Source organism: Streptomyces sp. NPDC102279 (genome assembly GCF_044766365.1).
Taxonomy (GTDB): Bacteria; Actinomycetota; Actinomycetes; order Streptomycetales; family Streptomycetaceae; genus Streptomyces.
Map to the genome: position 1 here is coordinate 590,887 of NZ_JBIWLU010000002.1, position 26,998 is coordinate 617,884.

Annotated in this window: 12 protein-coding genes and 1 pseudogene; 10 read left to right on the forward strand and 3 right to left on the reverse strand. The window is 67.8% G+C overall.

The genetic code is table 11. From position 1 onward, the window contains the following. The first annotated feature begins 128 nt into the window (after nt 1-128). The 8 genes from ACIRQH_RS06125 to ACIRQH_RS06160 all read left to right on the forward strand — a co-directional run bounded on the left by ACIRQH_RS06125 (nt 129) and on the right by ACIRQH_RS06160 (nt 22,563). A complete protein-coding gene (locus ACIRQH_RS06125) occupies nt 129-6,422 on the forward strand; it encodes a protein kinase (RefSeq protein ID WP_404224436.1) in 6,294 nt (2,097 codons plus the stop codon). Between the two features lie 29 nt (nt 6,423-6,451). Then, nucleotides 6,452-9,388, forward strand: a complete 2,937-nt coding sequence (locus ACIRQH_RS06130) for a DEAD/DEAH box helicase (protein WP_404224438.1) — start codon at nt 6,452-6,454, stop codon at nt 9,386-9,388. A gap of 68 nt (nt 9,389-9,456) precedes the next feature. Next, the gene (locus ACIRQH_RS06135; protein WP_404224440.1) at nt 9,457-13,512 is read left to right on the forward strand and encodes an Eco57I restriction-modification methylase domain-containing protein; all 4,056 of its coding nucleotides are present in this window, start codon (nt 9,457-9,459) and stop codon (nt 13,510-13,512) included. After that, entirely contained in the window at nt 13,509-15,167 is a 1,659-nt protein-coding gene (locus ACIRQH_RS06140) for a hypothetical protein (RefSeq protein WP_404224442.1), read from the forward strand. The genes ACIRQH_RS06135 and ACIRQH_RS06140 overlap by 4 nt, the downstream gene beginning before the upstream one ends. Further along, nucleotides 15,164-15,775, forward strand: a complete 612-nt coding sequence (locus ACIRQH_RS06145) for a hypothetical protein (protein ID WP_404224443.1) — start codon at nt 15,164-15,166, stop codon at nt 15,773-15,775. Before ACIRQH_RS06140 ends, ACIRQH_RS06145 begins: the two co-directional genes overlap by 4 nt. Further along, on the forward strand, nt 15,772-17,883 hold the full coding sequence (locus tag ACIRQH_RS06150) for an Hsp70 family protein (protein ID WP_404224445.1): 2,112 nt from the start codon (nt 15,772-15,774) through the stop codon (nt 17,881-17,883). The genes ACIRQH_RS06145 and ACIRQH_RS06150 overlap by 4 nt, the downstream gene beginning before the upstream one ends. A gap of 191 nt (nt 17,884-18,074) precedes the next feature. Further along, a complete protein-coding gene (locus ACIRQH_RS06155) occupies nt 18,075-20,828 on the forward strand; it encodes a GTPase (protein WP_404224447.1) in 2,754 nt (917 codons plus the stop codon). Beyond that, nucleotides 20,821-22,563 (forward strand): GTPase, encoded by a 1,743-nt coding sequence (locus ACIRQH_RS06160; RefSeq protein ID WP_404224449.1) that lies wholly within the window; start codon nt 20,821-20,823, stop codon nt 22,561-22,563. Before ACIRQH_RS06155 ends, ACIRQH_RS06160 begins: the two co-directional genes overlap by 8 nt. A 67-nt stretch (nt 22,564-22,630) precedes the next feature. On the opposite strand, the gene ACIRQH_RS06165 is transcribed toward ACIRQH_RS06160, so the two are convergent. The 3 genes and pseudogenes from ACIRQH_RS06165 to ACIRQH_RS06175 all read right to left on the reverse strand — a co-directional run bounded on the left by ACIRQH_RS06165 (nt 22,631) and on the right by ACIRQH_RS06175 (nt 23,514). After that, nucleotides 22,631-22,816 carry a DUF397 domain-containing protein gene (locus ACIRQH_RS06165; protein ID WP_404224451.1) on the reverse strand — a complete coding sequence of 62 codons (186 nt, stop codon included), beginning with the start codon at nt 22,814-22,816 and terminating at the stop codon, nt 22,631-22,633. Beyond that, a pseudogene (locus ACIRQH_RS06170) lies at nt 22,813-22,971 on the reverse strand (Scr1 family TA system antitoxin-like transcriptional regulator); the annotation flags it as partial. The pseudogene ACIRQH_RS06170 and the gene ACIRQH_RS06165, both read right to left, overlap by 4 nt. A gap of 144 nt (nt 22,972-23,115) precedes the next feature. Continuing rightward, nucleotides 23,116-23,514: a hypothetical protein gene (locus tag ACIRQH_RS06175; protein ID WP_404224453.1), complete on the reverse strand. Its 399-nt coding sequence runs from the start codon at nt 23,512-23,514 to the stop codon at nt 23,116-23,118. Nucleotides 23,515-23,661: 147 nt separating this feature from the next. Here ACIRQH_RS06175 and ACIRQH_RS06180 point away from each other — a divergent pair, with 147 nt between their 5' ends. After that, nucleotides 23,662-25,764 (forward strand): McrB family protein, encoded by a 2,103-nt coding sequence (locus ACIRQH_RS06180; RefSeq protein ID WP_404224455.1) that lies wholly within the window; start codon nt 23,662-23,664, stop codon nt 25,762-25,764. Continuing rightward, a complete protein-coding gene (locus ACIRQH_RS06185; protein ID WP_404224457.1) occupies nt 25,757-26,995 on the forward strand; it encodes an McrC family protein in 1,239 nt (412 codons plus the stop codon). The genes ACIRQH_RS06180 and ACIRQH_RS06185 overlap by 8 nt, the downstream gene beginning before the upstream one ends. Nucleotides 26,996-26,998 lie beyond the last annotated feature (3 nt).

The window sequence follows — 26,998 nt, forward strand, 5'->3', positions numbered from 1 at the left end:
ACAGTGGCGGACGCCACACTCCCGCTCTGCCACGATGAGCTGTGCGGCAAAGAGTGCAGGGGGCACCTTCCACTCCCGGGACCCCGCGCGGATGCGGGTACGAGACGGCAAAAGCGAGGGGAGCAGCGGTGAGCCAGGAGCTGCTGGGCGGCAGGTTCCGCATCGGGCACGTCATCGGCAAGGGCAACATGGGAGAAGTTCACCGGGCCGAGGATCTCCAGGCCGCCGAAGGCACCTCCGGGCGAACGGTCGCCGTCAAGACCATCCTGCGCCGCCGCACGGGCACCCGCATCGACACCGCCGCCGACCCCAAAGCCGCCGAACGCTTCGCCCGTGAAGTGCGCATCATGCGTCGCCTCGACGACCCCAACCTCACGCGGATCATCGACGGCGGGGTGGCAGAGGACCATGACGGCCTGCCCTACCTCGCAATGGAGCTCCTCAGCGGCGAGACGCTGCGCGATCTCATCGAGGAGGAGCGGCAGCTCCCCATCACCTGGGTCGCAGCCATCGGAGCCCAGATCGCGTCGGGCCTCGCCGCCGCCCACGCCGCCGGAGTCGTCCACCGCGATCTCAAGCCCGCCAACGTCATGCTGACCCAGAGCGGCATCGTCAAGGTCCTCGACTTTGGCATGGGCCGCATCGTCGACGACCCGGACGAGGCACGGCTGACCAGCACGGGGGTCAGCGTCGGTACCGCCCGCTACATGGCTCCGGAGCAGTTCGAGGCCAAGCAGGTCACGCAGGCCGCCGATCTGTACGCATTGGGCTGCGTGCTCTACGAGATGCTCGTGGGCGTACCCCCGTTCACGAGTGAGTCCCCTTTCGAGCTGGCCGCCAAGCACACGCGCGAAGACCCGACGCCCATCACCGTCATCCGAAGCGAGATTCCCACCGAGCTCATCCGGCTCGTCGACCGACTGCTCGCCAAGGACCCGGCAGCCCGTCCGGCCGACGCCGTCGCCGTACGTGAGGCGCTGGTTCCCCTGGCCCAACAGGACGGCGGCACCTCGCCGCTGCCGCACTGGAGTGCGCTGGATCCCACCCGCCCATTGGCCGGCTCTGCGGTCCAAGCCCCCACACAGCAGCCTACGGCGGCTAAGCCGGTGCCGGTCACCGCCTCCGGCGCGGGAATGGACGTGTTCGGCGTCCACCGCACGCTCATCAAGGACTATCGCTCCTTCACCGAGGGCGGCACTGTCATCCGTGACGACCGCATCTCGGCGTTCGTCGAGGACGACCTCAACAACAAGTCGCAGTGGCCCGACCCTTGGCTGTCGCTGAACCCGTTCTTCCAGGGCGGCGGCACGGTGGTCGAACTCGCCGGCCAGAAGGTCCTCCACGACGAGTGCGCCCGTATCTTCCAGGCGAAGAAGACCGAGGGCGGCACGGTTCCCGACGGTCGTCCGCTGACACTGCACCGGCATCAGCGCGAGGCCATCGACGCCGCCAAGTCGTGTGCCTCGTACGTACTGACGACGGGTACCGGCTCGGGCAAGTCGCTCGCCTACATCGTGCCGATCGTGAACAAGGTGCTGCACGACCGCGACGCCGAAGGGCCCAAGGCCGAGAAGCGGGTACGGGCGATCATCGTCTACCCGATGAACGCGCTCGCCAACAGCCAGCTCAAGGAGCTGGAGAAGTACCTGCGCGACGGTTACGGCGCGGGACGCGAGCCGGTCACCTTCGCCCGGTACACGGGCCAGGAGGACGACGAGAAGCGCAAGGAGATCCGCGACAACCCGCCGGACATCCTGCTCACCAACTACGTCATGCTCGAACTGATGCTGACCCGCCCCGCCGACCGGGCGAGCCTCATCAAGATGGCACGGGGCCTTGAGTTCCTGGTCTTCGACGAGTTGCACACCTATCGCGGCCGTCAGGGCGCCGATGTCGCTCTGCTGATCCGCCGGGTCCGCGAGGCCTGCCAGGCACAGGACCTTCAGTGCATCGGCACCTCGGCCACCATGTCTACGGAGGGCACTCTCGACGACCAGAAGAAGGTCGTCGCCGGAGTGGCGAGCACCCTGTTCGGTACGCCGGTGCGCCCCGAGCACGTCATCGGCGAGACCCTGGTCCGCGCGACCCACGAAACACCCGATGCCGTTCCCGTCGAGCGCCTCAACTCCCCCGCCGCCCCTCGCGCCTACGACGACCTCGTACGAGACCCGCTGGCCCGCTGGATCGAAACGCGCTTCGGCCTGGCCACCGACGAGGTCACGGGACGTCTGATCCGTCAGCACCCCACGAAGATCGAGGTGGCGGCGAAGGAGCTGCACGAGCAGTCCGGGGTCGCCGAGGACCAGTGTGTCGCTGCCATCCGTGCCACCCTGGAAGCAGGCTCACAGGCACGTCACCCGGTGACCGAGCGGCCGCTGTTCGCGTTCCGGCTGCACCAGTTTCTCTCCAAGGGCGACACCGTGTACGTCACCTTGGAGGACAAACTCTCGCGCCATCTCACCCGCTCGTACCAGCTCGAACAGCCGGGCAGCAACGGCAAGTTGCTGATGCCGCTGGCGTTCTGCCGGGAGTGCGGCCAGGAGTATCTGACCGTGTGGCGCACGGAGAAGGACGGTGACGTCCGGTACGAGGCGCGCCGGGACACCTCCGCGACCGGCGGCCGGCAGGGCGACGGCTATCTGTACGTCGACCACGAGCGGGCGTGGCCGTCGAACGTCCAGTACGCCGTGGACGACCGCCGGCTGCCCGAGTCCTGGCTGGAGTTGGACGACAAGGGCCAGGAGGTCGTGAAGAAGTCGTACCGAGACCGCGTGCCGCGCGCCGTCACGGTGGATCCGCTCGGCCGCGAAGGGAGCGGCGAGCTCCAGGCCGCGTTCATCCCCTCGCCCTTCCTCTTCTGTCTGCACTGCGGTGTCGCGTACGAGCAGACGCGCGGCCGGGACTTCGCGAAGCTGGCGACGCTCGACCAGGAGGGCCGCTCCTCCGCGACCTCGCTGATCTCGGCTTCGGTGGTGCGATCGCTGAAGTCGGTGCCGGAGGAGGTCCTCGACAAGGAGGCGCGCAAGCTCCTCACCTTCGTCGACAACCGACAGGACGCGTCCCTCCAGGCGGGGCACTTCAACGACTTCGTGCAGATCACGCAGTTGCGCGGTGCCCTGTACCGGGCGGCGCTGGACGCGGGTGAGGACGGCGTCCACCACGAGGAACTGGCCTCGGCGGTGACGAGCGCGCTCGCCATCGACCCGGCCGACTACACCGGCGAGAGCGATCTGCCGCCCTCCCTCGCCCGTAACGCCGCCAAGACGCTCCGCGACGTGATCGCGTTCCGGTTGTATCTGGACCTGGAGCGCGGCTGGCGCATCACGATGCCGAACCTGGAGCAGACCGGTCTGCTGGAGATCGGCTACGAGGACCTGGAGTGGGTGGCGGCCAAGCAGGACCGGTGGGCGAACACGCACGAGGCGCTGCGTGATGCCGACCCGGCGCTGCGGGCGGAGGTCGTGAAGGCTCTGCTCAATGAGATGCGCCGCTCTCTCGCCATCGACGTCTCGTACTTCCGTGACGACTTCGACTCGCTTCAGCGGGCCAGCGAGGAACGGCTGATAGACCCGTGGATACTGTCCGCCGCGGACAAGCCGAAGGTCGGCACCGCCTATCCGCACCCCTCCCGCCCCGGCATGGACCGCTCGGCCCTGTTCCTCTCGGCCCGCGGCAAGTTCGGCAAGTACCTGCGGCGCTCGGACACCTCGTTCAAGAACCTTGACCCGGTCGATCTCCAGCTGGTCATCGAGGAGTTGCTGAAGGTTCTGGCCAAGGCCGGACTGGTGAAGGAGGTGACCGAGGCCCCGCAACGCGCGGGCCGCTACCGCAGGTCCTCCGCCCCGTCCGCGACCGGGTACCGGGTGGCCGCGCAGTCCCTCATCTGGTGCCCGGGCAAGGGCGAGCGGGGAACGCACGACCCGCTCACCCGCACCTACCAGAGCGGCGACGGCCCGCGCGTCAACACCTTCTTCCGCGACCTGTACCGCGACGCGGCAGGCGCCCTGTCCGGCCTGTTCGCGCGCGAGCACACCGCGCAGGTCTCGCCCGAGGAGCGGGAGCAGCGCGAAGAGGCCTTCCGCAAGGCCGAGTTGAAGCTGCTCTACTGCTCGCCGACGATGGAGCTGGGCGTCGACATCTCCCAGCTCAACGCGGTGATGATGCGCAACGTGCCGCCCACGCCCGCGAACTACGCGCAGCGCTCGGGCCGCGCTGGCCGCAGTGGCCAGCCCGCCCTCGTCACCACCTACTGCGCGACGGGCAACAGCCACGACCAGTACTACTTCCGTCGCTCGGAGCGCATGGTGGCGGGCGCCGTCGCGCCGCCGCGCCTCGACCTCGCGAACGAGGACCTGGTGCTCTCGCACCTCCAGGGCATCTGGATCGCGGAGGCCGGCCTGAAGCTGGGCCGCGCCGTCCCCGAGGTGCTCGACGTGTCGTACCCGGAGACGGGTGAGCGCCCGAGCCCCGCTCTGGAGCTGCTGCCGGACATCCTCGCGGCCTCCCTCGACGAGAGCGCCCGGCGCCGCACGGTCGACGCGGCTCTGCGTGTCCTCGGCCCGCTGCTGCCCGACTTCGCCGAGACCACGTGGTGGCACGACGACTGGATCCAGGACCGCGTGCGGACCGTGGCGACCCGCTTCGACCGGGCCTTCGACCGGTGGCGGCAGCTGTTCCGCTCCGCGCTCGACGACCAGTACATCCAGAACCGGCGCCGCCTCGACTACAGCCTCACCGAGGGCGACCGCATCCGCGCCAACGCCCGCCGCCGTGAGGCCGAGACGCAGCTGAACCTGCTGATGAACGAGAGCGTCGACAGCAAGTCGGTCCTCTCCGACTTCAACCCGTACCGCTACCTGGCGTCCGAGGGCTTCCTGCCCGGCTACAGCTTCCCGCGGCTCCCGCTCGCCGCGTACATCCCGACCGTCGGCCGCCGTCGCGGGGACGGCGACTACCTCCAGCGTCCGCGCTTCCTCGCGATCCGCGAGTTCGGGCCGGGTGCGCTGATCTACCACGAGGGCGCCCGCTACCAGGTGACCCGCATCCAGCTGCCGCCGGACTCCTCGGGCGAGCTGGCGACCAGCGAGGCGCGCCGCTGCGCGCAGTGCGGCTACCACCACGACCCGGAACAGCTCGAGGACCGCTGCGCCATGTGCAACGAGCCGCTGGGCTCGGCAACGTACGGCCTGCTGCACCTGCACACGGTCTACACGACCCGCCGTGAGCGGATCTCGTCCGACGAGGAGGAGCGGCGCCGCGCCGGCTTCAAGCTGGAGACGTCGTACCGCTTCCAGGACCACGGCACCCGCAAGGGCCGCCTGAACGCGGCGATCGCCGACGCGGCGGGCTCGCCTCTCGCCGATGTCGCGTACGGCGACTCGGCGACCGTCCGGATCACCAACACCGGCCGGGTGCGGGCCAAGAACGACGAGCCGGCCGGCTACTGGCTGGACCTCGCGGACGGCCGCTGGATGAACGACAAGGATGCGTCGGAGGCGTCCGGCGACTCCAGCGAGCTGCCCGTGATCGATACGGACGGCAACGAGAAGCGCCGCAAGAAGCGGGTCATCCCGTATGTGGAGGACCGCCGCAACATCCTCGTGGTCACGCTCGACGAGCCCCTGCCGGAGCCCGTGGCGGTCTCCCTGATGTACGCCCTGGAGCGGGGTATCGAGGCCGCGTTCGAGCTGGAGGACGCCGAGCTGTCCAGCGAGCTGCTGCCGCCGGACGACGGGCCCCGCGACCGCATCCTGTTCACGGAGGCCGCGGAGGGCGGCGCGGGTGTGCTGCGCCGCCTCCAGGCGGAGGACGACGCTCTCGCGAAGGCGGCCGTACGCGCTCTCGACATCTGCCACTTCGACGCGGACGGCAACGACCTGGGCGGCCCGCATCCGGACCGGCCGTGCGCACTCGGCTGCTACGAGTGTCTCCTGACATACGGCAACCAGCTCAACCACGCCCTCATCAACCGCCACTCGGTGCGGGACCTGCTGGTGCGGCTCGCGACGGCGACGGCCCGACGGGAGTCGCGGGGCGAGTCCCGTTCGGAGCAGTACCGGCGCCTGCTCGACCAGGCTTCCCCCGCCGAGCCGACGCCGGTCGAGACCTCGGCGGCCGAACTGGCGGCTCAGGGCGACTTCCTGGGCTGGGCGAAGGCGCGCGGTCTGCGGCTGCCGGACGAACCGGGTTCGTTCCTCACCGAGGCGATGGCGACTCCCGACTACGTGTACCGCCTGCCCGGTGTGAACGTGGCGGTCTTCGTGGACTCGCCGGCCAAGGAACAGGACACCTTCCGGGACGAGGACGCCGAGGACCGCCTGTTCAACGCCCGCTGGGACGTCATCCGCTTCGCACACGGCGCCGACTGGGACGCCATCGCAGACACCAACTCCCGCTACTTCGGCTCTCCGTCCACCAACTGACCGCCCATCCAGAGGACTTGAAGACTCACATGGCACTCACGTACTCCGCCGGTTCCCTGGTGAAGGCCCGCGGCCGCGAATGGGTGGTGCTCCCCGAGAGCAAACCCGATCTGCTCGTGCTGCGTCCGCTGGGCGGCTCGGACGACGACATCGCCGCCGTGTTCCCGGCGTTCGAGACGGTCGACGAGGCGAAGTTCGCGCCGCCGGAGCCGAGCGACCTCGGTGACCAGCGGGCGGCCAGCCTGCTGCGTACGGCACTGCGGGTCGGCTTCCGCTCCGGCGCGGGCCCCTTCCGCTCGCTGGCCGGCATCGCGGTGGAGCCGCGCGCGTACCAGCTCGTGCCGCTCCTGATGGCGCTGCGCCAGAAGACGGTCCGGATGCTGATCTCCGACGACGTCGGCATCGGCAAGACGATCGAGGCGGGCTTGGTGGCGAGCGAACTCCTCGCGCAGGGCGAGGCGACGGGCCTCGCCGTGCTCTGTTCCCCCGCACTCGCCGAGCAGTGGCAGCAGGAGCTGCGCACGAAGTTCGGCATCGACGCGGAGCTGGTCCTCTCCTCGACGGTCTCGCGCCTCGAACGCGGCCTGGACCTGGGCCAGTCTCTCTTCGACAAGTACCCGTACGTCATCGTCTCGACGGACTTCATCAAGTCCCCGCGCCACCGCGACGACTTCGTACGCCACTGCCCCGACCTGGTGATCGTCGACGAGGCGCACACCTGCGTGGTCGCCGATGACAGCTCGACGGCCTCGCAGAACCAGCTCCGCTTCGAGTTGCTGCGCCGCGTCTCCCAGGACGAGACCCGGCACCTGCTGCTCGTCACGGCGACGCCGCACAGCGGCAAGGAATCCGCGTTCCGCAACCTCCTCGGCCTGGTCAAGCCCGAACTGGCACACGTGAGCCTGGATTCGGAGACGGGCAGGAAGCTCCTCGCGCAGCACTTCGTGGCGCGCAAGCGGGCGGACGTACGCCAGTACCTCACCAAGGAGGACGGCCTCAGCGACGACTCCCTCGCGGAGCGGACCGCGTTCCCCTCGGACCGCTACTTCAAGGACGAGACGTACAAGCTGTCGCCCGAGTACCGGGCGCTGCTCGACGACGCGATCGCGTACGCGAGTGAGCGCGTGGAGGAGGCCGGCAGCCAGGGCAAGCGCGAGGCACGTATCGCCTGGTGGTCGGCGATCGCGCTGCTCCGCTCGCTGGTGTCGTCCCCGCGCGCCGCCGCGCAGACACTGCGCACGCGCTCGGCGGCGGCGATCGCCGCGTCGGCGGAGGAGGCCGACAAGCTCGGCGCCCCGCTCAACAGCGACGCGGCCGACAGTGACGCGATGGAGGGCATGGACGTCGCGCCGGGCGCGGAGACGACCGAGGAGCGCCGGCCCTACCTCGCGGAACTCGCCGACATCGCCGAGCAGTTGGAGGGCCCGGCCAAGGACCTGAAGCTCAAGGCACTGATCAAGCACCTCAAGGCGCTCCTCGCGGACGGCCACAACCCGATCGTGTTCTGCCGCTACATCCCGACGGCCGAGTATCTCGCCGCCCAGCTGGAGAACGACAAGGAGTCCGGCCGGCGCGGGCCCCTGGGCGCCAAGACCGTCGTGAAGGCGGTCACCGGCACGCTCTCCCCGCAGCAGCGCCTCGAACGCATCGAGAAGCTGGCCGAGGAGGCCGGCCCGGACGCCGCCGCCCGTCGCGTCCTCATCGCCACCGACTGTCTCTCCGAGGGCGTCAACCTCCAGCAGCACTTCGACGCCGTCGTCCACTACGACCTGGCCTGGAACCCGACGCGCCACGACCAGCGCGAGGGCCGCGTCGACCGCTACGGCCAGCGCAAGGACCAGGTCCGTGTCATCACCCTGTACGGCGATGACAACGGCATCGACGGCAAGGTCCTCGAAGTCCTCATCAAGAAGCACCGCCAGATCAAGAAGGACCTCGGCATCTCCGTCTCCGTACCCGACGAGCTGTCGACGGGCGTCACGGACGCGATCGTCGAGTGGCTGCTGATGCGCGGCCGCGACGACCAGGACGCGCTGTTCAGCGCGGACGCGTTCAAGGTGAGTTCGGAGAAGCTGGACAGCGACTGGAACTCGGCGGCCGAGCGCGAGAAGGCCTCGCGTTCGCGGTTCGCACAGCGTTCCGTGCGTCCGCAGGAGGTGGCCCGCGAGGTCGCCTCGATCCGCGAGGCGCTGGGCGGCGCGGGCGAGATCGACACCTTCGTACGGGAGTCGCTGGGCGCCCTGAACGCCGTGCTCCGCGGCGACGGCGAGAACTTCACCGCCCAAGTCGGCGGCACCCCCATCGGCCTTCGTGACGCCCTCGCGCCGACGGTCGGCGCGGAGGTGATCGAGAAGGACCGCCCGATCCCGTTCCGCGCGAACCCGGCGGTGGCAAGGGGTGAAGCGGCGCTGGTGCGAACGGACCCGGTCGTGGGCGCCCTCGCGTCCCACGTCCTGAACGCCGCCCTGGACACCCAGGCCGACGGGGCGCGCCCGGCCCGCCGCTGCGGCGTGGTCACCACGGACGCGGTCGGCACCCTCACCACCCTGCTCCTCGTCCGCTACCGCTTCCACCTCACGCTGCCCTCCCGCAGCGGTGAGAAGCAAGTGGTGGCGGAGGACGCCCGACTGATCGCCTTCGAGGGTTCACCGAGGAAGGCGGAGTGGCTGTCGCCGGAGCAGGCGCGTGACCTCCTCGACGCGACCGCCACCGAGAGCACGGACCGGCACTACGCCGAGCGCACGATGACCCGCCTGCTCACCCAACTCCCGGATGTCACCGACCATCTGGAGTCCTACGGCGAGGAACTGGCCACCGAACTCGACGCCTCGCACCGCCGGGTGCGCCAGGCGTCCGGCGAGATCGTCCGCGGCCTGTCCGTCACCGTGCAGAAGCCCGCCGACATCCTCGGCGTATACGTCTACCTGCCCGTCGTTCCTGCCGCTGCTCCGGGAGTGTCCGCCTGATGTCCGCCACCACCCGCCACCAGGTGTTCACCGCCGTCCACACGGTCGGAGGGCTGCTGCCCGCCGACATGCTGGTACGGATCTCCGAGGGCAAGGACGTCCCCGGCTCGAAGCCGGCCGACTACGGCCTTCCCTCCTCCCGCTCGGTGCGCGACGAAGCCGAGCGCAGTTGGGAGTACCTGAAGCCGCTCTGGCGCGATCTGCGCAAGCACCTCCCCGAGGACCGGGAGACGGGCCAGCCCGCCGGCGACCCGACCGGTCGCGCCGAGGCCGACTGGCTGGCGCCGCTCTGGCGGGAGCTCGGCTTCGGACCGCTGACACAGGTCGGCTCGGCGGGCATCGCCGCCGACTCGGACGCGGAGAAGAAGTTCCCGGTCTCCCACCGCTGGCGCCACGCCCTCATCCACCAGACGGCCTGGAACGCCGACCTCGACAAGCGCCTCGGTGGCGCCGGCACGGTCCCGCCGCAGTCGATGCTCCAGGAATGCCTGAACCGCACGGAAGCCCACCTGTGGGGCATCCTCACCAACGGCCGCCAGGTCCGCCTGCTGCGCGACTCCAGCGCGCTGGCCACGGCCTCGTACGTCGAGTTCGACCTAGAGTCGATCTTCGACGGCGAGCTGTTCAGCGAGTTCGTGCTGCTGTACCGGCTGCTGCATGTGTCGCGGTTCGAGGTGACAGAGGGCGCTCCGCCGTCCGCGTGCCGGCTGGAGAAGTGGCGCACGGAGGCCATCGCCTCCGGCACCCGCGCCCTGGACCAGCTCCGCAAGGGCGTCCAGGATGCGATCACCGCGCTCGGTACGGGCTTCCTCCGGCACCCGGAGAACACGGACCTGCGCGAGGACGTCCGCCCGAAGCCGCTCCAGGCCGCACTTCTGCGGCTCGTCTACCGCCTGTTGTTCGTCTTCGTGGCCGAGGACCGCGACGCGCTGCTGTCGCCGAAGGCGGATGCGCAGGCACGCGAGCGGTACGAGGCGTACTTCTCGTCGGCCCGACTGCGCGCACACGCCAGGAAGCGGCGGGGTACGGCCCACGGCGACCTCTACGAAGCGCTGGGCATCGTCCTCACGGCACTCGGCGACGAGAGGGGCCGCCCCGAGCTGGGCCTGCCCGGCCTCGGCGGCTTGTTCAACGACACGGACGCGGACGCCCCGCTGCGTGGGCTGAAGCTGTCGAACGAGGCGTTGCTGACTGCCGTACGGCATCTGTCGCAGGTTCGGGACGGAAGCTCCGGCCGCTGGCGGGCGGTCGACTACCGGCATCTCGACGCGGAGGAGCTGGGCTCCGTCTACGAGTCCCTGCTGGAGCTGGAGCCGAAGCACAGCACGGCCGACCGTACGTTCACGCTAATCGCGGTCGCGGGTAATACTCGCAAGACCACTGGCAGTTACTACACCCCGTCGTCACTGATCGAGAGCCTGTTGGACTCCACGCTGGAGCCAGTGATTTGGGGCGCGGTAAAGCGGGGCGAGGAAGCGGTGTCAAAGTCGGGGGCGACCGACCCGGCGGACGCGATCGTGAACGAGCTGCTGTCGATTACGGTGTGTGACCCGGCATGTGGTTCTGGGCACTTCCTGGTCGCGGCGGCCCGGCGTATCGCCAAGCAGGTGGCTGCGGTACGAGAGCGCAATCCAGAGCCGACCCTGGACACGGTCCGCCACGCTTTGCACGAGGTGGTCGCCCGCTGCATCTACGGCGTGGACCTCAACCCTATGGCCGTCGAATTGGCGAAGGTCTCACTGTGGCTGGAGGCGCTGGAGCCGGGGAAACCTCTGGGCTTCCTAGACGCCCACGTCAAGCATGGCAACGGTCTGGTCGGAGCAACGCCGAAGCTTCTCGCCAGCGGCATCCCCACCGATGCCTTCAAGCCCATCGAGGGGGACGAAAAGGGGATCGCAGCCGATCTCCAGCGGCGCAACCGCGCCCAGCTGGGCGGCCAGGACGAGCTCCTGTTCGACACCGCCGCTCCTGTCGGCAACACCCGCTACGCGGCCGAACTGGGCCGTATCACAGCTGCTCCCGCCGATTCACTCACCCAGGTCCGCGACCAAGAATCTGCGTACCGCATCTACGTCGGGTCCTCCGACTACCTCCAAGACCTGCACGCGGCCGACGCCTGGTGCGCCGCGTTCGTCTGGCCCAAACAGCCGGACGCACCCGAAGCACCGACGGACCAATTGTTCCGGGCCCTGCGTGGTCACGACCGAACCTCGGTTCCGGACGCCACCCACGCCGAAATTCTGCGGCTTCGCGACGCGTACGGCTTCTTCCACTGGCACCTGGAGTTCCCTGAAGTCTTCTCAGTGCCCAAGTCGGGTGCGGGCGTGCAACCGAAGACAGGCTGGGCAGGAGGCTTCGACGCCGTGATGGGCAACCCGCCGTGGGAGCGGGTCAAGCTTCAGGAGCAGGAGTTCTTCGCCGAGCGTAGTCCCGAGATCGCCAAAGCAACGAACGCAGCGGCTCGGAAGGGCGCAATCGCGCAACTGAAGGAGAACCCTGACGGACAGCTCCTCTTCAAGGAGTTCGAGGCCGCAAAGCGCCACTCCGAGGGCGAGAGTCACTTCCTGCGAATCAGCGGCCGGTATCCGCTCACAGGGCGCGGCGACATCAACACGTACGCCGTCTTCTCCGAAACTGACCGCATGCTGACCGGTCCGCGCGGCCGCACGGGTGTCATCGTCCCAACGGGCATCGCGACGGACGCAACGACGCAGTACTTCTTCAAGGAGTTGGTGACCAGCGGCCAGTTGGCCGCCCTGTACGACTTCGAGAACGAGGACAAGGTCTTCCCCGGAGTCCACAACCAGATGCGCTTCTGTCTGCTCGCCCTCCGCGGAACCGGGGACAGGAGCAAGCCGGCACAGATGGTGTTCAAAGTCCGCCAGGCCGACCAGATTCCCGAGCGCCGCTACCAGCTGACGGCTGAGGACATCCTCCGGATGAATCCCAACACCGGCACATGCCCAGTCTTCAGCACGCGCCGGGATGCCGAGATCACGTTGGGTATCTACCACCGGATTCCGGTGCTCATCGACGAGTCACGCAAGGACGGCAACCCATGGGGCGTGTCGTTCATGACCATGTTCCACATGGCGAACGACTCCCACATGTTCCGTCCCGATGCACGGCAGGATGAGACTTTCGAGGACCTCCTCAAGGACGGATGGAGCCTGGAAGGCAACGTTTTGGTGAGAGGGGACGAACGCCTGCTGCCTCTGTACGAGGCCAAGATGCTCCACCACTACGACCACCGCTTCTCTACGTATGAGGGCGCCACCGAGAAACAGCTCAACAAGGGCACGTTGCCTCGGCTCAGTGTGGAGCAGCACCAGGATGCCGCCGCTGTTCCGATGCCGCGCTATTGGGTTCCTGAGCAGGACGTGCCCACGGGGAAATTCGACAAGCATGGCCAGGAGATCAAGCTGCCGGGCGTCCAGTCGCGACTCTGTGCCAAAAATTGGAACCGAGATTGGATCATTGGATTCCGCAAAATCTGCCGGGCGGCCGATGAGCGAACTGCGATCACCTATGCGTTCCCCAAGGCAGGCCTCGGCGACTCAGGTAACATCTTGTTGCCTGGTGTGGGCCAACCTGCCGAACTCCTCTACGCCAACACCGTTTCCACGATCCTGGACTACGTTCTCCGCCAGAAGCTCGGCGGTTCGAATCTGAATTTCTTCCAGTTTGAACAGCTTCCGCTTCTGCGTCCGCAAGAGCTCTCACTTCACGCCTCGTTCATCAGGTCGCGGGTCCTTGAGTTGGCGTATACCGCCCACGACATTCAAGCTTTCGCCCGAGACCTCGGCGACATGGGTACCCCCTTCCGTTGGGACCTTGACCGTCGGATGAGGATCCGAGCAGAGCTGGACTCCCTGTTCTTCCACCTGTACGGCGTGTCCCCTGACGACGCCTCCTACGTCCTGGACACCTTCAACGTCACCCGCGACAACGACACCAAGGTGCACGGGACTTACCGCACCAAGGAACTGATCCTCGCCGAGTACGACCGCATGGCCGCCGCCGGCCTCACCCTGGAGAACCCGCTCGTAGACGGGGAGAACTACACCTCCACCCTCACCCCGCCCCCGGGCCACGGCCCCCGGCACGAAAGAGCCGGAGAGTGACGAGTCCGCCGTCTGCCGACGGGGCGGGGCAGCCGGTGTCGGGGGCGCGGGCCGAGGCGGTCGCACGGGAGCGGGAGAGGCTGAGGGCTCTCAGGGAGCGCCGGGACGCCGAGAGCGCGGACGTGGGGGTCGACGGGTTCACCGTACGCAGGTGGCGCAAAGTGGGCGTGTTCGGATCCCAGGCGGTACTGCAGGCCCACACTCTGCTCCAACAACTCGCGCCCCTCGCACAGGACGCGGCCCACGACGCCCTGGCCGACGCCCTGCGCGACGAACCGGACGACCGGCTGCTGCCTGCTGTGCGGACCGTCCTCGAACGGGCCGACCAAACCGCGGTCACAGCGACGCTTACGGCGGTCCACGCGGGCGGCTTCCTGTGGCTGTCCGAGGTCGGGGAGCAACGGCTCACCGCCCTGACAGCGGGCGACGACACGCTCGTCGTCTCCGCGAGCGAGGACCCCTCCGGGGTCTTCGCCCTCCTCAGTGCGTTCGCGACGGAAGGTACGGCCGCCTTCCCCCCTCGGATGCTGCCCCTTGTGCTTCCCTGGATACCGTTGAGCGTCCTCGACGACCTCATAGACGCCGGGGTGGTCGGCCCCGAGCACCAGCCCTGGCAGTACCGGGCCGAGGAGGCGGAGCACGCGTACCTCAAGGCCCGGCTGGTTCCCGATCAGGTAACCGCCGAGCAGGCAACTGCGCTGAAGTGGACGGCTAGACAGCGGCGGGACGCGTTTCTCGCCGGTGGCGAGCCTCTGCCCCTGGCCGGCGACGTCTACGACCTCTTGGAGCGAGTTGCCGACGGCGATGCCTCGGTGGTGAAGGAGCTCGAAGGGAAGTTGCCGCGCGATCTGGTGCTCCGACTCCGCCGACTTCTGGACGGGGTCGATGTCGGCAACTGGGACCGGGACATATGGGAAGATAGGGGGTTGTGGCGGCTCATTTTCTCTCTGTGGGAGCCCAAAGCAGCCGTCAACCCGTCGCGGTCACCCCTGCACGCGCTCATGGCCCTGCGCCAGGCCTACGACCTGCTGTGCCTGAACGACCTCGCCCGTGCGTCGCCCCAGATAGACAAGTTGGAGTCGTTCGAGACCGCTGACCCGGCCTACCGCGCCGAGGCCCTCAACTTCCATGCGTACACGCTGCTGCTCCGCGAGGAACTGAACGCCGCGGTCGTCGTCCTGAAGGGGATCAGCGGATCGCACGAGTTGGCGGAGTCCAACCTCCGCATGGTCGAGCAGCGGCGGGCAGTTCCCCGTAACGACAGACCGGCAGCGTCCAACCCCTATCTGGACCTCGGGCTGCCGCACGGCGCGCCGAGCTGGGAGACCCGGTACCGGAACCTCCGCCGGGAGCACGTGCACGACGTGGACACGAGTGCGCGGCTCAACAGCGCGATGAAACGCATCAGAGACGCCGAGCGCGACGAGGACTGGTCCGGCTTCTTCGTGCTACCGCTCGACTTGCGCGTGTTCGAGCTTCCGGACGAGGTGCCGGTCACGCTGGTCCCGCCCCTGGCCCCGCTGACCAGGCGGACGACGCCTCACTCCTCCGAAAGCCAGGTGCTCGTGCGGCAGCGTGCGGTAGCCGACCTGTTGCCCCACCTCCTCAACACCCCGCGGCGCCCCGATCGAAACTCAAGGATGCACACACAGTGAAAAAGGTGCCCCGCAGCCAGCGGAAGACCACAGCGGCCCCCAGCCGGGATACCTCCAAGGGGAACAACGGCCTCAAACACCGTCGGGAGAAGCGGCTGGCGGCGGCCGATGTCCCCAAAGACTCCCCACGCACCTACCGCCCCGAGGAACTGCTCAGCCCTCACATGTTGCTGTCCCATTTCGCCGAGCGGGCGACCAACCTGCTAGCCACTCTCCCTGAGGAGGAGCGACCCACACAGGCCGCTGTGACGGCTGCCCTGCGCCAGGCCGTTCTGGAGGCGTTTCGCTCTCGGGAGGAGTACGTGGCCCGGATGGTCGAGGTAGATCTGCTCGCCGGCGCGCCCAACCAGAGTGCCGGTTCGCTTCGGAAGGGCATCCGTAGCGCCTTGCTGGACCAGGGCGTGCGGTGTGTGGACGCGCCCGACGGCGAAGGCGAGCTCTTCGTGGTGGTGGAAGGCGACGGTGAGGCGTTCGAGGTGTTGCGTCCGGCCTACGTGGACCAGGCCACCGGCAAGCTGGTGCTCTCCGGACAACTGCGCCGCCTGCCGGCAAACGGAGGGGACCACTCTGCCGGGGACGACAAGGCGACGCACGGGGAGGGCATGTGACCGCCACCGGGATCGACTTCGGCACCACAAACTCCGTGGTGGCCCAGTGGCTGGGCGACGACGCCGACGTCCTGTTGCTGGACGCCCACCATATCGACGCCGACTGGCGCCATCCCGGCTTCGAGTACCTCTTCCCATCAGTGGTGGGCATGAGTTCGCTGCGCCGGGGAGCGTTGTTCGGCTGGGAGGCCAAGCTCCGCTCCGAAGAGGCGGCCGAGGCCTGCAAGCGACTCCTCAAGAGCGACGAGTACGTCACGATCCACGGCCGCAGGTTCGCGGCGACCACGGTGGCCGCCGGTGTCTTCCAGGCCATGCGCAAAGGCGCGGAGCACAACCTCACCGCCATCGACCAGGCCGTGATCACCGTGCCCGCCAACGCCACGGGTGCCGCGCGCTATCGCACACGCGCCGCCGCGCAGTTCGCGGGCATCCAGGTCCTGGCCTTGCTCAACGAGCCGACGGCAGCCGCGATCTCGTACGCGCACGATCTGCAAGAGGAGCTGCAAAAGGATCGCACCACCATCCTGGTCTTCGACTGGGGTGGCGGCACGATCGACATCACTGTGCTCGACTACCAGGACGGGTTCTTCGAGGAGCTCGCGTCACGGGGTGTGACCGAGCTGGGTGGTCTGGAGATCGACCGCCGTCTGCGTGACCTCGTCCTCGAACGGGCTCCGGCGCGATCGACGTGGACGCCTGCTCAGGAGCGGCAGTTCGGGCTGGACGTGGAACGCAGCAAGATCCGCCTGTCCTCCGAGGACTCCGTCACTGTCAGGACTCCGGACGGTGACACCGTCGAGGTATGGCAGGAGGAGCTGGAGGAAGCCATCACCGACCTGGTGGACCGTGCTCTCGCACCCGTCCAGCAGTGCCTCACCGATCTGCGCATGGCACCTCTGGACGTGGACGCGGTGCTGATGATCGGGGGCACGAGCCAGATCCCGAGCGTCAGGGCGGCGGTCGCCGAGGTCATGCAGCAGCAGCCCGTCGAGGTCGACGTCTGCGATCCCATGACGGCGGTCGCCCGCGGCGCTTCCATCGCGGCAGCTGTGCTGTCGGGAAAGGCGGACGGTGTGATCCAGGTGGCGACGAGCCACGCCCTGGGCACGGTCGTCACAGACGACACCGGACAGCGAACGTTCAAGCAGATCATTCCGCGCAACTCACCGCTGCCGTGGAAGGAGCGCAAGAACTTCACCCCTCGTCGGGACAACGCCCGCAGTCTCACCGTGGAGATCTGGGAGGGTGACCCGGACCGGCCCCTGGACGACCCCGACAACGTGCAGTTGACAGACCTCCGACTCACCTATCGGGACCCCCGGGCTCGTGAGGAATCCCGCTTCCTCCTGGAGTACACGTACGACACAAATGGGCTGCTGCATGTCAAGGCGACCCTTGAACGCACCGGCGAGGAGGTGCTGAACGAGGAGATCAAGAGTTTCAGCTCTGGTGGACCGACGCCGGCGGTACGCAAGGAACTCGAGGATCTGCTCGCGGGAAACACGGTCACCAGACCGCTGCCGGAACAGGCCCGGAAGCGAGCCGCGGGTCCAGCGCCCGCGGCGCTCGTGGTGGACGGCTCCAACCTGGCGTGGATCGGCAGGTCTCCGCGGCAAGCCGGTGTGTACGGCAGCGACGACCGGCCGTCCTTCGCCCAACTGTTGTCCGCCCGCGCCGCCCTGACATCGCGGTACCCCGACGCCGTGCTCCACGTGGTCGTCGACGCCACTTTCAGGCACAAGGTCGCGGAGGAAGAACGTGCGGCAGTGGACGCGGCGCTCAGCAAAGGGGACCTCATCCAGCCTCCGGCCGGAACCGAGGGCAAGGGCGACGCACTTGTCACAGCGGTCGCGGAGGACACTCACGGAACCGTCGTCACCAACGACAACTACGTCGAACTGCAGGGCAGATATCCCTGGTTGCGGGACACGGAGCGAGTGCTCGGGGCCACGTTGTCACAGGGCATGTGGGTTTTCACGCCGCGAACCTGCGTACCGCCCCGCCATCGGATCGTACGAGCGGAGGTGCCCCAGCAGTCCCGGGCCCTGATTCCTCCGAGCCCTGGCCCGCTCCCCGAGTTCCGATACCACCGCCCCCACGAGGAATAGTGGTGAGTGACACGGCAGTGAATGACAGGACGAGACTCGCGGCCGAGATGTTGGCCCTCCTGCTCGAGCCATTGGGTGTAGACGCCATGGCCGGACCGGCCGCACTCGAGCGGCTCGCCAAGGACGTGGACTCGGTTGCCCAAGCGTGCGGGTGTGCCGGCCTGCCACCGTCCGGGAGCACCCTTCGGTGGGTGTCCGAGGCCGTGGCGGCGTGCGTCGCGGAACAGGAACTGGTCCGCCTGGTAACAGCTCGGGGCCGGACTCTGACGCCCGACGGCGCCAGATTGCTCGGGGAGTTGATGCGGCTCGAAGGAGTACGGTCTCATCTCCAGGCGCTTGAGGATGTGACGGAGGATGCCCTTCGGGCGGACCTCGCGGCTGTGGCGCTCGCGGAACGGCTATTGCCTGGAGTCCTTGAGCCGTGTCGTCGTGCGGATCAGGAATGGCCCAAGGAGATCTGGCGTACGATCCGTGAGATCGACATCGAACACGCGCTGACCGGCCTGAGCCGTCACCGAAGAACCCGGCAGGCGGCCGACGCGCGTGAGCTCGTCCTCAGACACAGCGTCTCGGCAGCCCGGGATCTGCGGAACCGGGATCTGGTGACGCGGCTTGAGAAGGTACGGGACTTCGTCGCCGCGGAGGAGTCGTACGAGGCGGTCCTGTCCGTGCGACCGGAATGGTGGCGCTGGCTCGGGCCGGACGCACGGTTCAGGTTCAGAGCGGATCGGTACGATGCCCTGGTCTGGGCGATCGGGGCTCGCGACATCGGCGCCGTTTCGGGGAGCACTCTGGACATGCTCGCGGACAGCGACGTGAGGGCAGTGATCGAGCAAGAGATCGTGACGGTCCCCGTGAGCACGACCACTTCCCCGGCTGCGCCTGCCCCGAGTTCAGCCGCACGGCTCGCCGCAGGGCTGCCGACGGTCGCTTCCCGGACCGACATCAGCGGGCTGCGAGCGCTCGAGTCCTGGTACGCGAAGGACGTCGAGCTGTTCGACCGTGTGGCAGCGGCCATGGACGTGCGGCGAACCGAACCGGATCTCCGCGCGGCCCTTGAGCCCCTGGTCGACGAACACATTCATTCGTTCGGGGCGGTAGACGGGAGTCGATCGGCCTACCGCGATATCCAGTCCACCCTCCGGGCCGAGGTCGAGGCTCTCCTTCAGCGAACGCCGTACTCCGCGCACGCGGTTGAGAGCGAGGATCTCGTCGAGGCCATCAGTCGCATCGGGGCGCTCGAACGCGAACTGCGCGATGCCGTGCGGACCATGCCCGCGGTGAGAGGCAGACTGCGCGTGGCCATCGCCGGAAGAACCAAGTCCGGCAAGACCACGCTCCGCAAAGCCCTGACCCGCGACGCGGACCAGACCGGGATCGGGCGAGGGGCGCACCGCACCACGCGGAAGACCTCCGCGTTCGTGATCGGCTCCGTGACCTACCTCGACACACCCGGCTTCGCCGCGAAGGACGACGATCTCGACGCCCAGCGCGCTCGGACCGCGTGCGACAGCGCTGACGCGGTGATTTGGAACTACGCCGACACGCTTCGCGACGAGGAGGCCGCCGAACTCCAACGGCTCCTCCTCTCGGGAAAGCCTCTGCTCGCTGTCGTCAACGTGAAGGACCGAGTCAACACACCGGACCTCCTTCAACTCTTCGCCCAGCGCCCGGACAGAGCGTTCGCGTCGGCGTCAGGTCACGCCGCCCGGATCGAGCAGGTCTCCAGAGCGGTCGGAGTCGCGCCGCCCATCGTCCTCGCGGTCCACTCCGGTGCAGCGCATGAAGCGTTGTCCACGGGGGACAGCGAGCTGGGAGACAGGGTCCTCCGGGAGAGCAGGTTGCCCGAGCTCGAACAGTCCCTCAAACAACTCCTGGCCCAGCGTGCGATACCGCTTCGTGCCGTTCGGCTGGCCGAAGGCGTGCGGGCGCCGCTCGCAGCGTTCGACGACCGACTGATCGAGGAACTACCGCAGATCGATCGCTCACTTAGCGCACTCGAACGCTCGGCGCCAAGCGAACGGGCGGCGTTGCTCGATGCATTCCTGATCGCGGGGCGGAACAGGCTCGGGCGCCTCGAAGCCGAACGTCAGCTTGCCAAAGGGCGGTTGCCGGATGAGGTTCCGGGCCTGGGTGGCGTGGATCATTCGAACAGGTGGAGCGACTTCATCACCGGTCTGGAGTTGGAGCGACTTGTGTCGGGTCTCGAGAGCGATTTCGCGCAGGAGATGGGGAGACGGGAGAGGGTACTGCGCGCGCAGGCAAGCTCCGCGGATCCGCAGGACGATGAGGGCCTGCATGTACAACAGCGTCCCGACCCGAAGATCCGGACCCGGCGGAGCGCGGCAGCCGCCAAGGGGGCGGCTACAGCCCTCTTGAACTCCTTCGCCGCTCGTGGGATCCCCAAGAAGCTCGCTGAGAGTGCCACCAAGATTAACCCTGCTGCGATAGCCGTGAGTTTTCTACTGGACGCCGCGGTCGGAGCGGCGAAAGCGGTGAGCAGTGAGGTTAATCGCACTCGGCAGGCGATGGACAAGTGGACAGGCGAGACTGCGGCCGAGGCCGAGGCAAAGCTCGATGCGCTGTTCGACATGGTCGAAGAGCAGTTGGCTCGAACCATCGATGACACAACGGCTCAAGTCAGTGCCCAGTTCGAAGAGGAGTCCGCGGACATCAGTCGCGCACGGGAGCGGTTCGAGCAGCTCCGTAAACTGCAGTCGGTCGTTCGGTCCGCGTTCGATTCCATCGATCTCGTACTGGTGCGCCGACTCCTGACCCTTGCGGGCGGGGACCCGGCAGCGGTCCACCTGGCACGCCGATTGCCAGGAGTGGAACTTCGCGTCTGGACTGACGCGTACCGCACGACGGAAGTGCGGTCGTATCTACAGGACCGCCTCGTGGACGTTCTCACCGAGCGGATCGAGATAGGGGACGCAGATGACTGACAGCAATCCGCTTGACGCGTTGGAGAGCCACGAGGACTTGAACGCCCGTGTACGGACACTGAGCGCACGGGCTGAAAGCGTCCTGAGCACTCATGCTCGTACTCGTGGCTTGATAGCGAGCCTGCCCCACACGGACACAAGCCCGCTACGGATCGCGCTCCTGGGGCCGTACAGTGCGGGGAAGTCGATGCTCACCGCAGCACTGCTCCGGCTCCCACAAGCCGCCGTCGACGAACTGGTCGACGCGGCGCCCAAGACCCAAGAGCCGACGCCGTACGAGTGGAACGGCGTGACGCTCGTCGACCTGCCCGGGACACTGTCGGGCAACGAGGGGCACTCCGGTGCGGCGCGGCGCGGCGTGCGTGGTGCGGACGCTCTGATGATCGTGACAACGAGCGAGCTACCAGGCGAAGCGGAGACCAGGGCGATTCTGCAGGCGCTCGATGCCGACGGGTTCGCTGACCGAAGTGTGGTCGTCATCAACAAGATGAACGCCGAGAACAGTGATCGCGATGTCATCCTCGAAGAGGTTCGCAAGCGACTCGGCGCCTTCGCCAACCGTGTCCCGATCGTCCCGACGGACGCGCGCGACTATGTCGACGCGGCAAATGACCCCGACCTCACTGCCGCACACCGTGAGTTGCTTGTCGCGGAGAGCGGTATCGACGCTCTCGCAGCCGAGTTGCGGAGGATCATCGCACCTGGTATCAGCGGCGTCCGGCCCAAGGCGCAGGCATACGAACTCCTCCGGGTCCTGGCGGACGCCGAGGAGAAGTGGGTACTGGATGGCGAAGAACTCGGTGCCGCGGACACCGTGAAGGAGGTCGAGGAGTCCATCTCCCAGGTGAAGGAGAGTGTGCTGAGCACACTGGAGAGGGAGAGCGATGTCGTCGCTTCCAAACTCAACGCGGCGGGGAGCAAGCTCGCTGCCGGCATCTCGGAGAAGGATGGAGTCGTCGCCGTCGACATAGCTCGTACCGTCCACAAGGAACTGGTACATGCGAGCACCGAGTTCGACGCCAAGTTCTCCTCATCGGTGGGGACAGCGTTCGATGTGCTGGTCGCCGAGTACGGAACCGGTGTGCCTGAGCCTGAAGCCTGGGTGAACGACCTTGACTCACCCGAGACGACGATCGACGCGCCCCCGGATGACGAATCACCGTTGGCACGTGAGGTCAAGGAAGCGGCGGCGAAAGCCGCGAAGGCGGGCGCCAGAACGATGGCCGAGTTGATCGGGAAGGTCGCAGCCGGTGGTGGCGAGCGGGGAAGCGCGGCCTCCAACATCGCGAACTGGCTCAACAAGAATCGAGTGAGCCAGAAGTTGCTCGACCCCCGCGGGGGGATGACCAACGGCGTGGGCAAATTCAAGCCGTGGGGTCAGGGAAAGGCAGCCAGCAAGGTCGTCGGCGCGGCCGGCAAGGCGCAGTGGGCGCTGGCGGTTATGGGGCCGTTGGTGGACGTGACGAGTGTCGTGCAGGACCAACGCAAGTGGATGGCGATCAGCAAGCGCCGGAAGACGATCAGGGACGGCTTCGATGAAGAAGCACGCGGACAGCGAACCAGTCTCATGGACGCCGGTAGGCGGTATCTGAGCGAGTGGATCACGGAGGTGGAGCAGTCGCTCAGCGGCCTCACGAAGCAGGGTGCGGAGATCAGCGCTGAGCGTGCAACAGCGTTGGAAGCGATCAAGAGCCTTCGCGACGAAGCCGCGAAGCTTGTCGGGCTGGCCGACTGACCTGGCAGGCCGGTGTCCCGGCGGTGAACGTGACCCGTGACCGCGCGACCGTCGGGACGAACACGGCTCAGATCCCCGCCGCGAACCCCACGAATCGCGTCCACCCGTCACGGCCCACCGCAAAGGGAGAGCGCGCCACATCCTTGGAGTCCCGTACGTGGATGGCCTGTTCGGTGACGGCGACCTCAACACAGCTGTCGCCCTGTGCGCTGCTGTAGCTGGACTTGCGCCAGTCGAGTTCGGACGTGCTCATAGCGCTCCTCGAATCCGCTCCAGCAGACCCACGGAGTCACTCGGGGAGAGGGCCTGCGAGCGCAGTCTTGCATAGCGCATGTGCAGTCGGCTGACCTGTTTCGGGTCAGCGATCAAGCGGCCGTTCTCCTGCCCTTCCGAGTAGCCGCGCCAACTCCCCTCTTCTGCCTCGACCGCACAGCGGGCGAGCTCATTCCCCTGAACACGCGTGCCAGTGAAGCACTTCTGCCTCGCACGAAGCCGGCTCTGTGGGATGCGGAACACTGGTAGAAACTGTGTCGCTGGCGCTCGCCGGTCGCGTCACAGACCTGCCCGCGCCAGCAGGATCTTCAACGCGCCCGGCTTGACCTTCTGCACGGACCGGACCTGGCCGAGTTCCAGTTCGTCCCGGCTCACGGGATTGCCGTACAGCAAGTCCGTGGGCCCCGGCAGCAGAGTCGCATCGACCCGGTAGGAGAATTCCCGGTCATCGGGGTCCTCTTGAGGCTCGTTGTCGACCTCGGCCACCGCTGCAACCGCCGACTCCGGTTGACTGAAGAAGAACCACAGGCGGTCGCGCGGGGACATGCGGTTGCGCCGACTGAGCCAGAGGTCGAGTTCGGGGTCCGCGTGAGCGAGATGGCGCACGGTCTCCTTGTCGGAGGGCTCTCCGTCAAAGGTGTCCTTGTTCGGATTGAGGATGTAGATCCAGTCCTCCACGATCTCTCCCCTCGCCGTGACACTCGCTTCCCAGGAACGACCTCGCCCTGCTGAGCATCGTGCCAGCTCTCTGACGCAGACGCAGGAAGTCACCCAACCTCAGCGCACATCGGATACGGCCCCTCGCCCTCCGGCATCATGTCCTCCATGACTGACGGGGTGGATGTGCGGACAGCGGCAACCGAGTTCGACCGGACCGCCGTGGCGGACGTCGAGTTGGCCGCCGCGGATGAGCGCAGGCAAGTGCTGTCCCAGTTTCCGCTGGACGCGTGGGCCGAGCTGTCACTGGAGCGGTATGCCCTCGGGCAGACCACGGCCCCCGAATCAGGGCCGACATACTGCCGGGTGCTGGAGTTCCTCACACCGAACCTGGGCAGCATCAAGGGCGGCAGTGCCGCGAAGCACATCATGTACCACCACGTCTCCGGTGAATGGCGTCTGGCCGCTCCCCTGCGCGGCATGGAGCCGCAGGACGCCTGGGTACACCTGCGCGGTCAGTTCGTCCAGGCCCTCGACGCCGTCGTGGCGGGAGAGTTCGACGTCCTGGACGACCTTGAAGTACTGCGGTACGGACCGACGTTGGTGACGAAGTCCCTGGCGACCTACTTCCCCCAGCACTTCCTGCCCATCTATGCGGGAGCGCATCTGCGCCGCTTCGTCTCCCTGCTGGGCGGCTCGACGCAGGGCGATGTACCGGCCTGGGGCAGCAATCGCCGTCTGCTGGAACTGGTCCGTTCTCGCGAGGAGTTCGAGGGCTGGACCAGGTACGAAGTGATGCACTTCCTGTACAAGCACTTCGACCCGCGGTCCCGACAGCGCACCATCTGGAAGATCGCCCCCGGTGAGCGCGGCCGTCTGTGGGAGGAGTGCCGAGCGGACGGGGTGATACGCGTCGGATGGGAGCAGGTCGGAGACCTCGGCCTCTACCAGAGCGACACGGATCTCAAGCAGGCTCTGGACGCGCACTGGCCCCGCAAGAGCGGGGGCAGTCTCACGCTCGCCCGTCGGCTGCTGGCCTTCCGTGACCTGGAGGAAGGCGACCGGATCGTGGCCAACCGAGGAGTGGACGAGGTCCTGGCCACGGGCACGGTCAGCAGGGGCTACCGCTTTGAACCGGACCTCCCGGAGTACCGGCACGTCGTCCCGGTGGACTGGGATCTGTCGCACGCGCAGAAGCTGTCGGAGCCCAAACAGTGGCGGTCCACCTTCGCCAGGGTCGACCCGGCGTTCTTCGCGAAGCTCACCGCACACCGGGCCGACTCCGACGCGGGTGCGAACCACGCGCCGCCGCAGACCACGCCGGTCGCCCTGCCCGAGGACGTACAGGCCGTACTGGACGCCCTGAAGCGCAAGGGGCAGGTGATCCTGCACGGGCCGCCCGGTACGGGCAAGTCCCGGCTAGCGCTCGGCGCCGCGCTCGCCATGGACGATCGCGCGGAGGCCCTCGACACCGATGCCACCCAACGTGCCAGGGCCCAGGCCGACATGCTGCACGGCGACCGCGTATGCATGGTCACCTTCCATCCCTCGTACGGTTACGAGGACTTCGTCGAAGGGTTCAAGCCAGACCTGAGTGCCAAGGGTCCCGGGCTCACCCTCGCCCTCGCGGACGGCCTGTTCTACGACCTGTGCAGCCAGGCCACCAACCATCCCGAACAGGAATTCCTGCTGGTCATCGACGAGATCAACCGCGGTGACCTGCCCCGGATCTTCGGCGAGTTGATCACCCTCCTCGAACTCGACAAGCGCAACCTGCAGGTCGCCCTGCCCGTGAGCAAGCGGCGCTTCTCCGTGCCGTCGAACGTCCGGATCATCGGCACGATGAACACCGCCGACCGGAGCATCAGCCATCTGGATGCCGCCGTACGCCGCCGCTTCGCCTTCCTGCCCGTGGGCCCCGACCCGGACGCCGTTTCGGGGACCGTCGGCCCGCTGGACCTGGCCGCGTTCTTCGAGTCCCTCAACGCCCGCATCACCCGTCACCTCGATGCCGACCACCAGATCGGTCACGCCTATCTGCTGCGCGACGGTGCGCCCATCGCCACCGAGGAGGATCTGGCCGCAGCCTTCCACCACGAGGTGATCCCGCTGCTGGAGGACTACTGCGTCGGTCGGGCGGAACTGCTGCATCGCATCCTCGGCGGCCTGGTCGACGCCGACACGGGGCGTGCGCTGCTCATGTCCCCACAGGACCTGGCGGACGCCCTGGCGAGCGAGTTCACCAGCGGCGAGACCGGCCCGAATGCCTGACCGCATCCCGATCCGGCTCGACGAGTACGAGTCCGCCCAACTCAAAATCGATCAACTGACCGCGCGGGACGTCGACCGCCTGCACGCCCTCCAGGCACGAGGCTGCCTCACCCTGGTCCCGGACCACACCGGATGGCGACTCAAGGCGGACGCGACCGTCGGCATCCTGGTCCTGGACCGGGTCCGTGTGACCATCGCACCCAAGTTCGTCATCCCGGGAGAGCAGCTCATGAGCTGGCTCGCCTACGCCCTCGGCACGCCCGTCCCGGCGGCGGCCAGGCGTTGGGCGACCGGCCCTGACGGATACTCCGACCTGGTCGCCGCCGCCCTGCTCGAACAGTGCGAGCGGCTGCTGCGAGAGGGGCTGCGCCGGGACTACGTACGCCGCGTGAGCGTCGAACCAGTGCTCCGAGGACGCCTGGATATCGCCGCACAGGCCACCCGTCGCTACGGGCAACTGGACCAGCTGCACGTCCGCACCTTCGACCGGGAGGCGGACATCTGGGACAACCGCGTTCTGGGGAGCGCACTGAAGGCCGCGCTCCGCCTGACCGCCAACGCCGACCTGGCACGCGCCCTGCACGGCATCGCAGGCGCCTTCCCGCAGGCATCGACGCCGGTCGCGGCACTCAATGCTCTGGACCGCACCGAGTACACGCGCCTGAACGCGCGCTACCGCCCTGCCCACACCTGGGCCCGCCTCCTGCTGCGCGGTGGAGGCGTGACCGACCTGCTCAGCGATCACGGCAGCACGGCGGACGGCCTCCTGCTCGCCATGCCCGCAATCTGGGAAGCCGTCGTCCGCCGTCTCGGCACCGAGGCCGTCAGCCCGTACGGCGGCCACGCCGTACCCGGCGGAAGTGACATCGGCATCACCGTCCGTGGAGACCTGGGCAACGTCTCGGCCTTCCGCCCCGATCTGCTGCTCAGCCTTCCAGGACACGACACAGCCCAGCGCACGCTGCTGCCCGTGGACGCCAAGTACAAGCGCTACGACCGCCACGGCGTGAGCGCGGCCGACGTGCACCAACTGCTCACGTACAGCGCCGGCTACGCCTCCAGAGACGCCCAGAGCGCAGTGATCATCCATCCTCAGTCTGGTGGGCACGCCCACCGCACCCTTCATGTCGGCAGCCCCCACAGCGGACTCGGCAGCATCCACGTCTTCGGCATCTGCACCCACGCTCTTCCCGAAGAGGCCGCCACATGGATCGGGTCCATGCTGCGCTGAGCC

Bases quoted from the DNA above. Each gene is read 5' to 3' on its own strand.
- ACIRQH_RS06130 (WP_404224438.1), top strand. From the start codon at position 6,452: ATGGCACTCACGTACTCCGCCGGTTCCCTGGTGAAGGCCCGCGGCCGC.
- ACIRQH_RS06135 (WP_404224440.1), top strand. From the start codon at position 9,457: ATGCTGGTACGGATCTCCGAGGGCAAGGACGTCCCCGGCTCGAAGCCG.
- ACIRQH_RS06160 (WP_404224449.1), top strand. From the start codon at position 20,821: ATGACTGACAGCAATCCGCTTGACGCGTTGGAGAGCCACGAGGACTTG.
- ACIRQH_RS06165 (WP_404224451.1), bottom strand. From the start codon at position 22,816: ATGAGCACGTCCGAACTCGACTGGCGCAAGTCCAGCTACAGCAGCGCA.
- ACIRQH_RS06180 (WP_404224455.1), top strand. From the start codon at position 23,662: ATGACTGACGGGGTGGATGTGCGGACAGCGGCAACCGAGTTCGACCGG.
- ACIRQH_RS06185 (WP_404224457.1), top strand. From the start codon at position 25,757: ATGCCTGACCGCATCCCGATCCGGCTCGACGAGTACGAGTCCGCCCAA.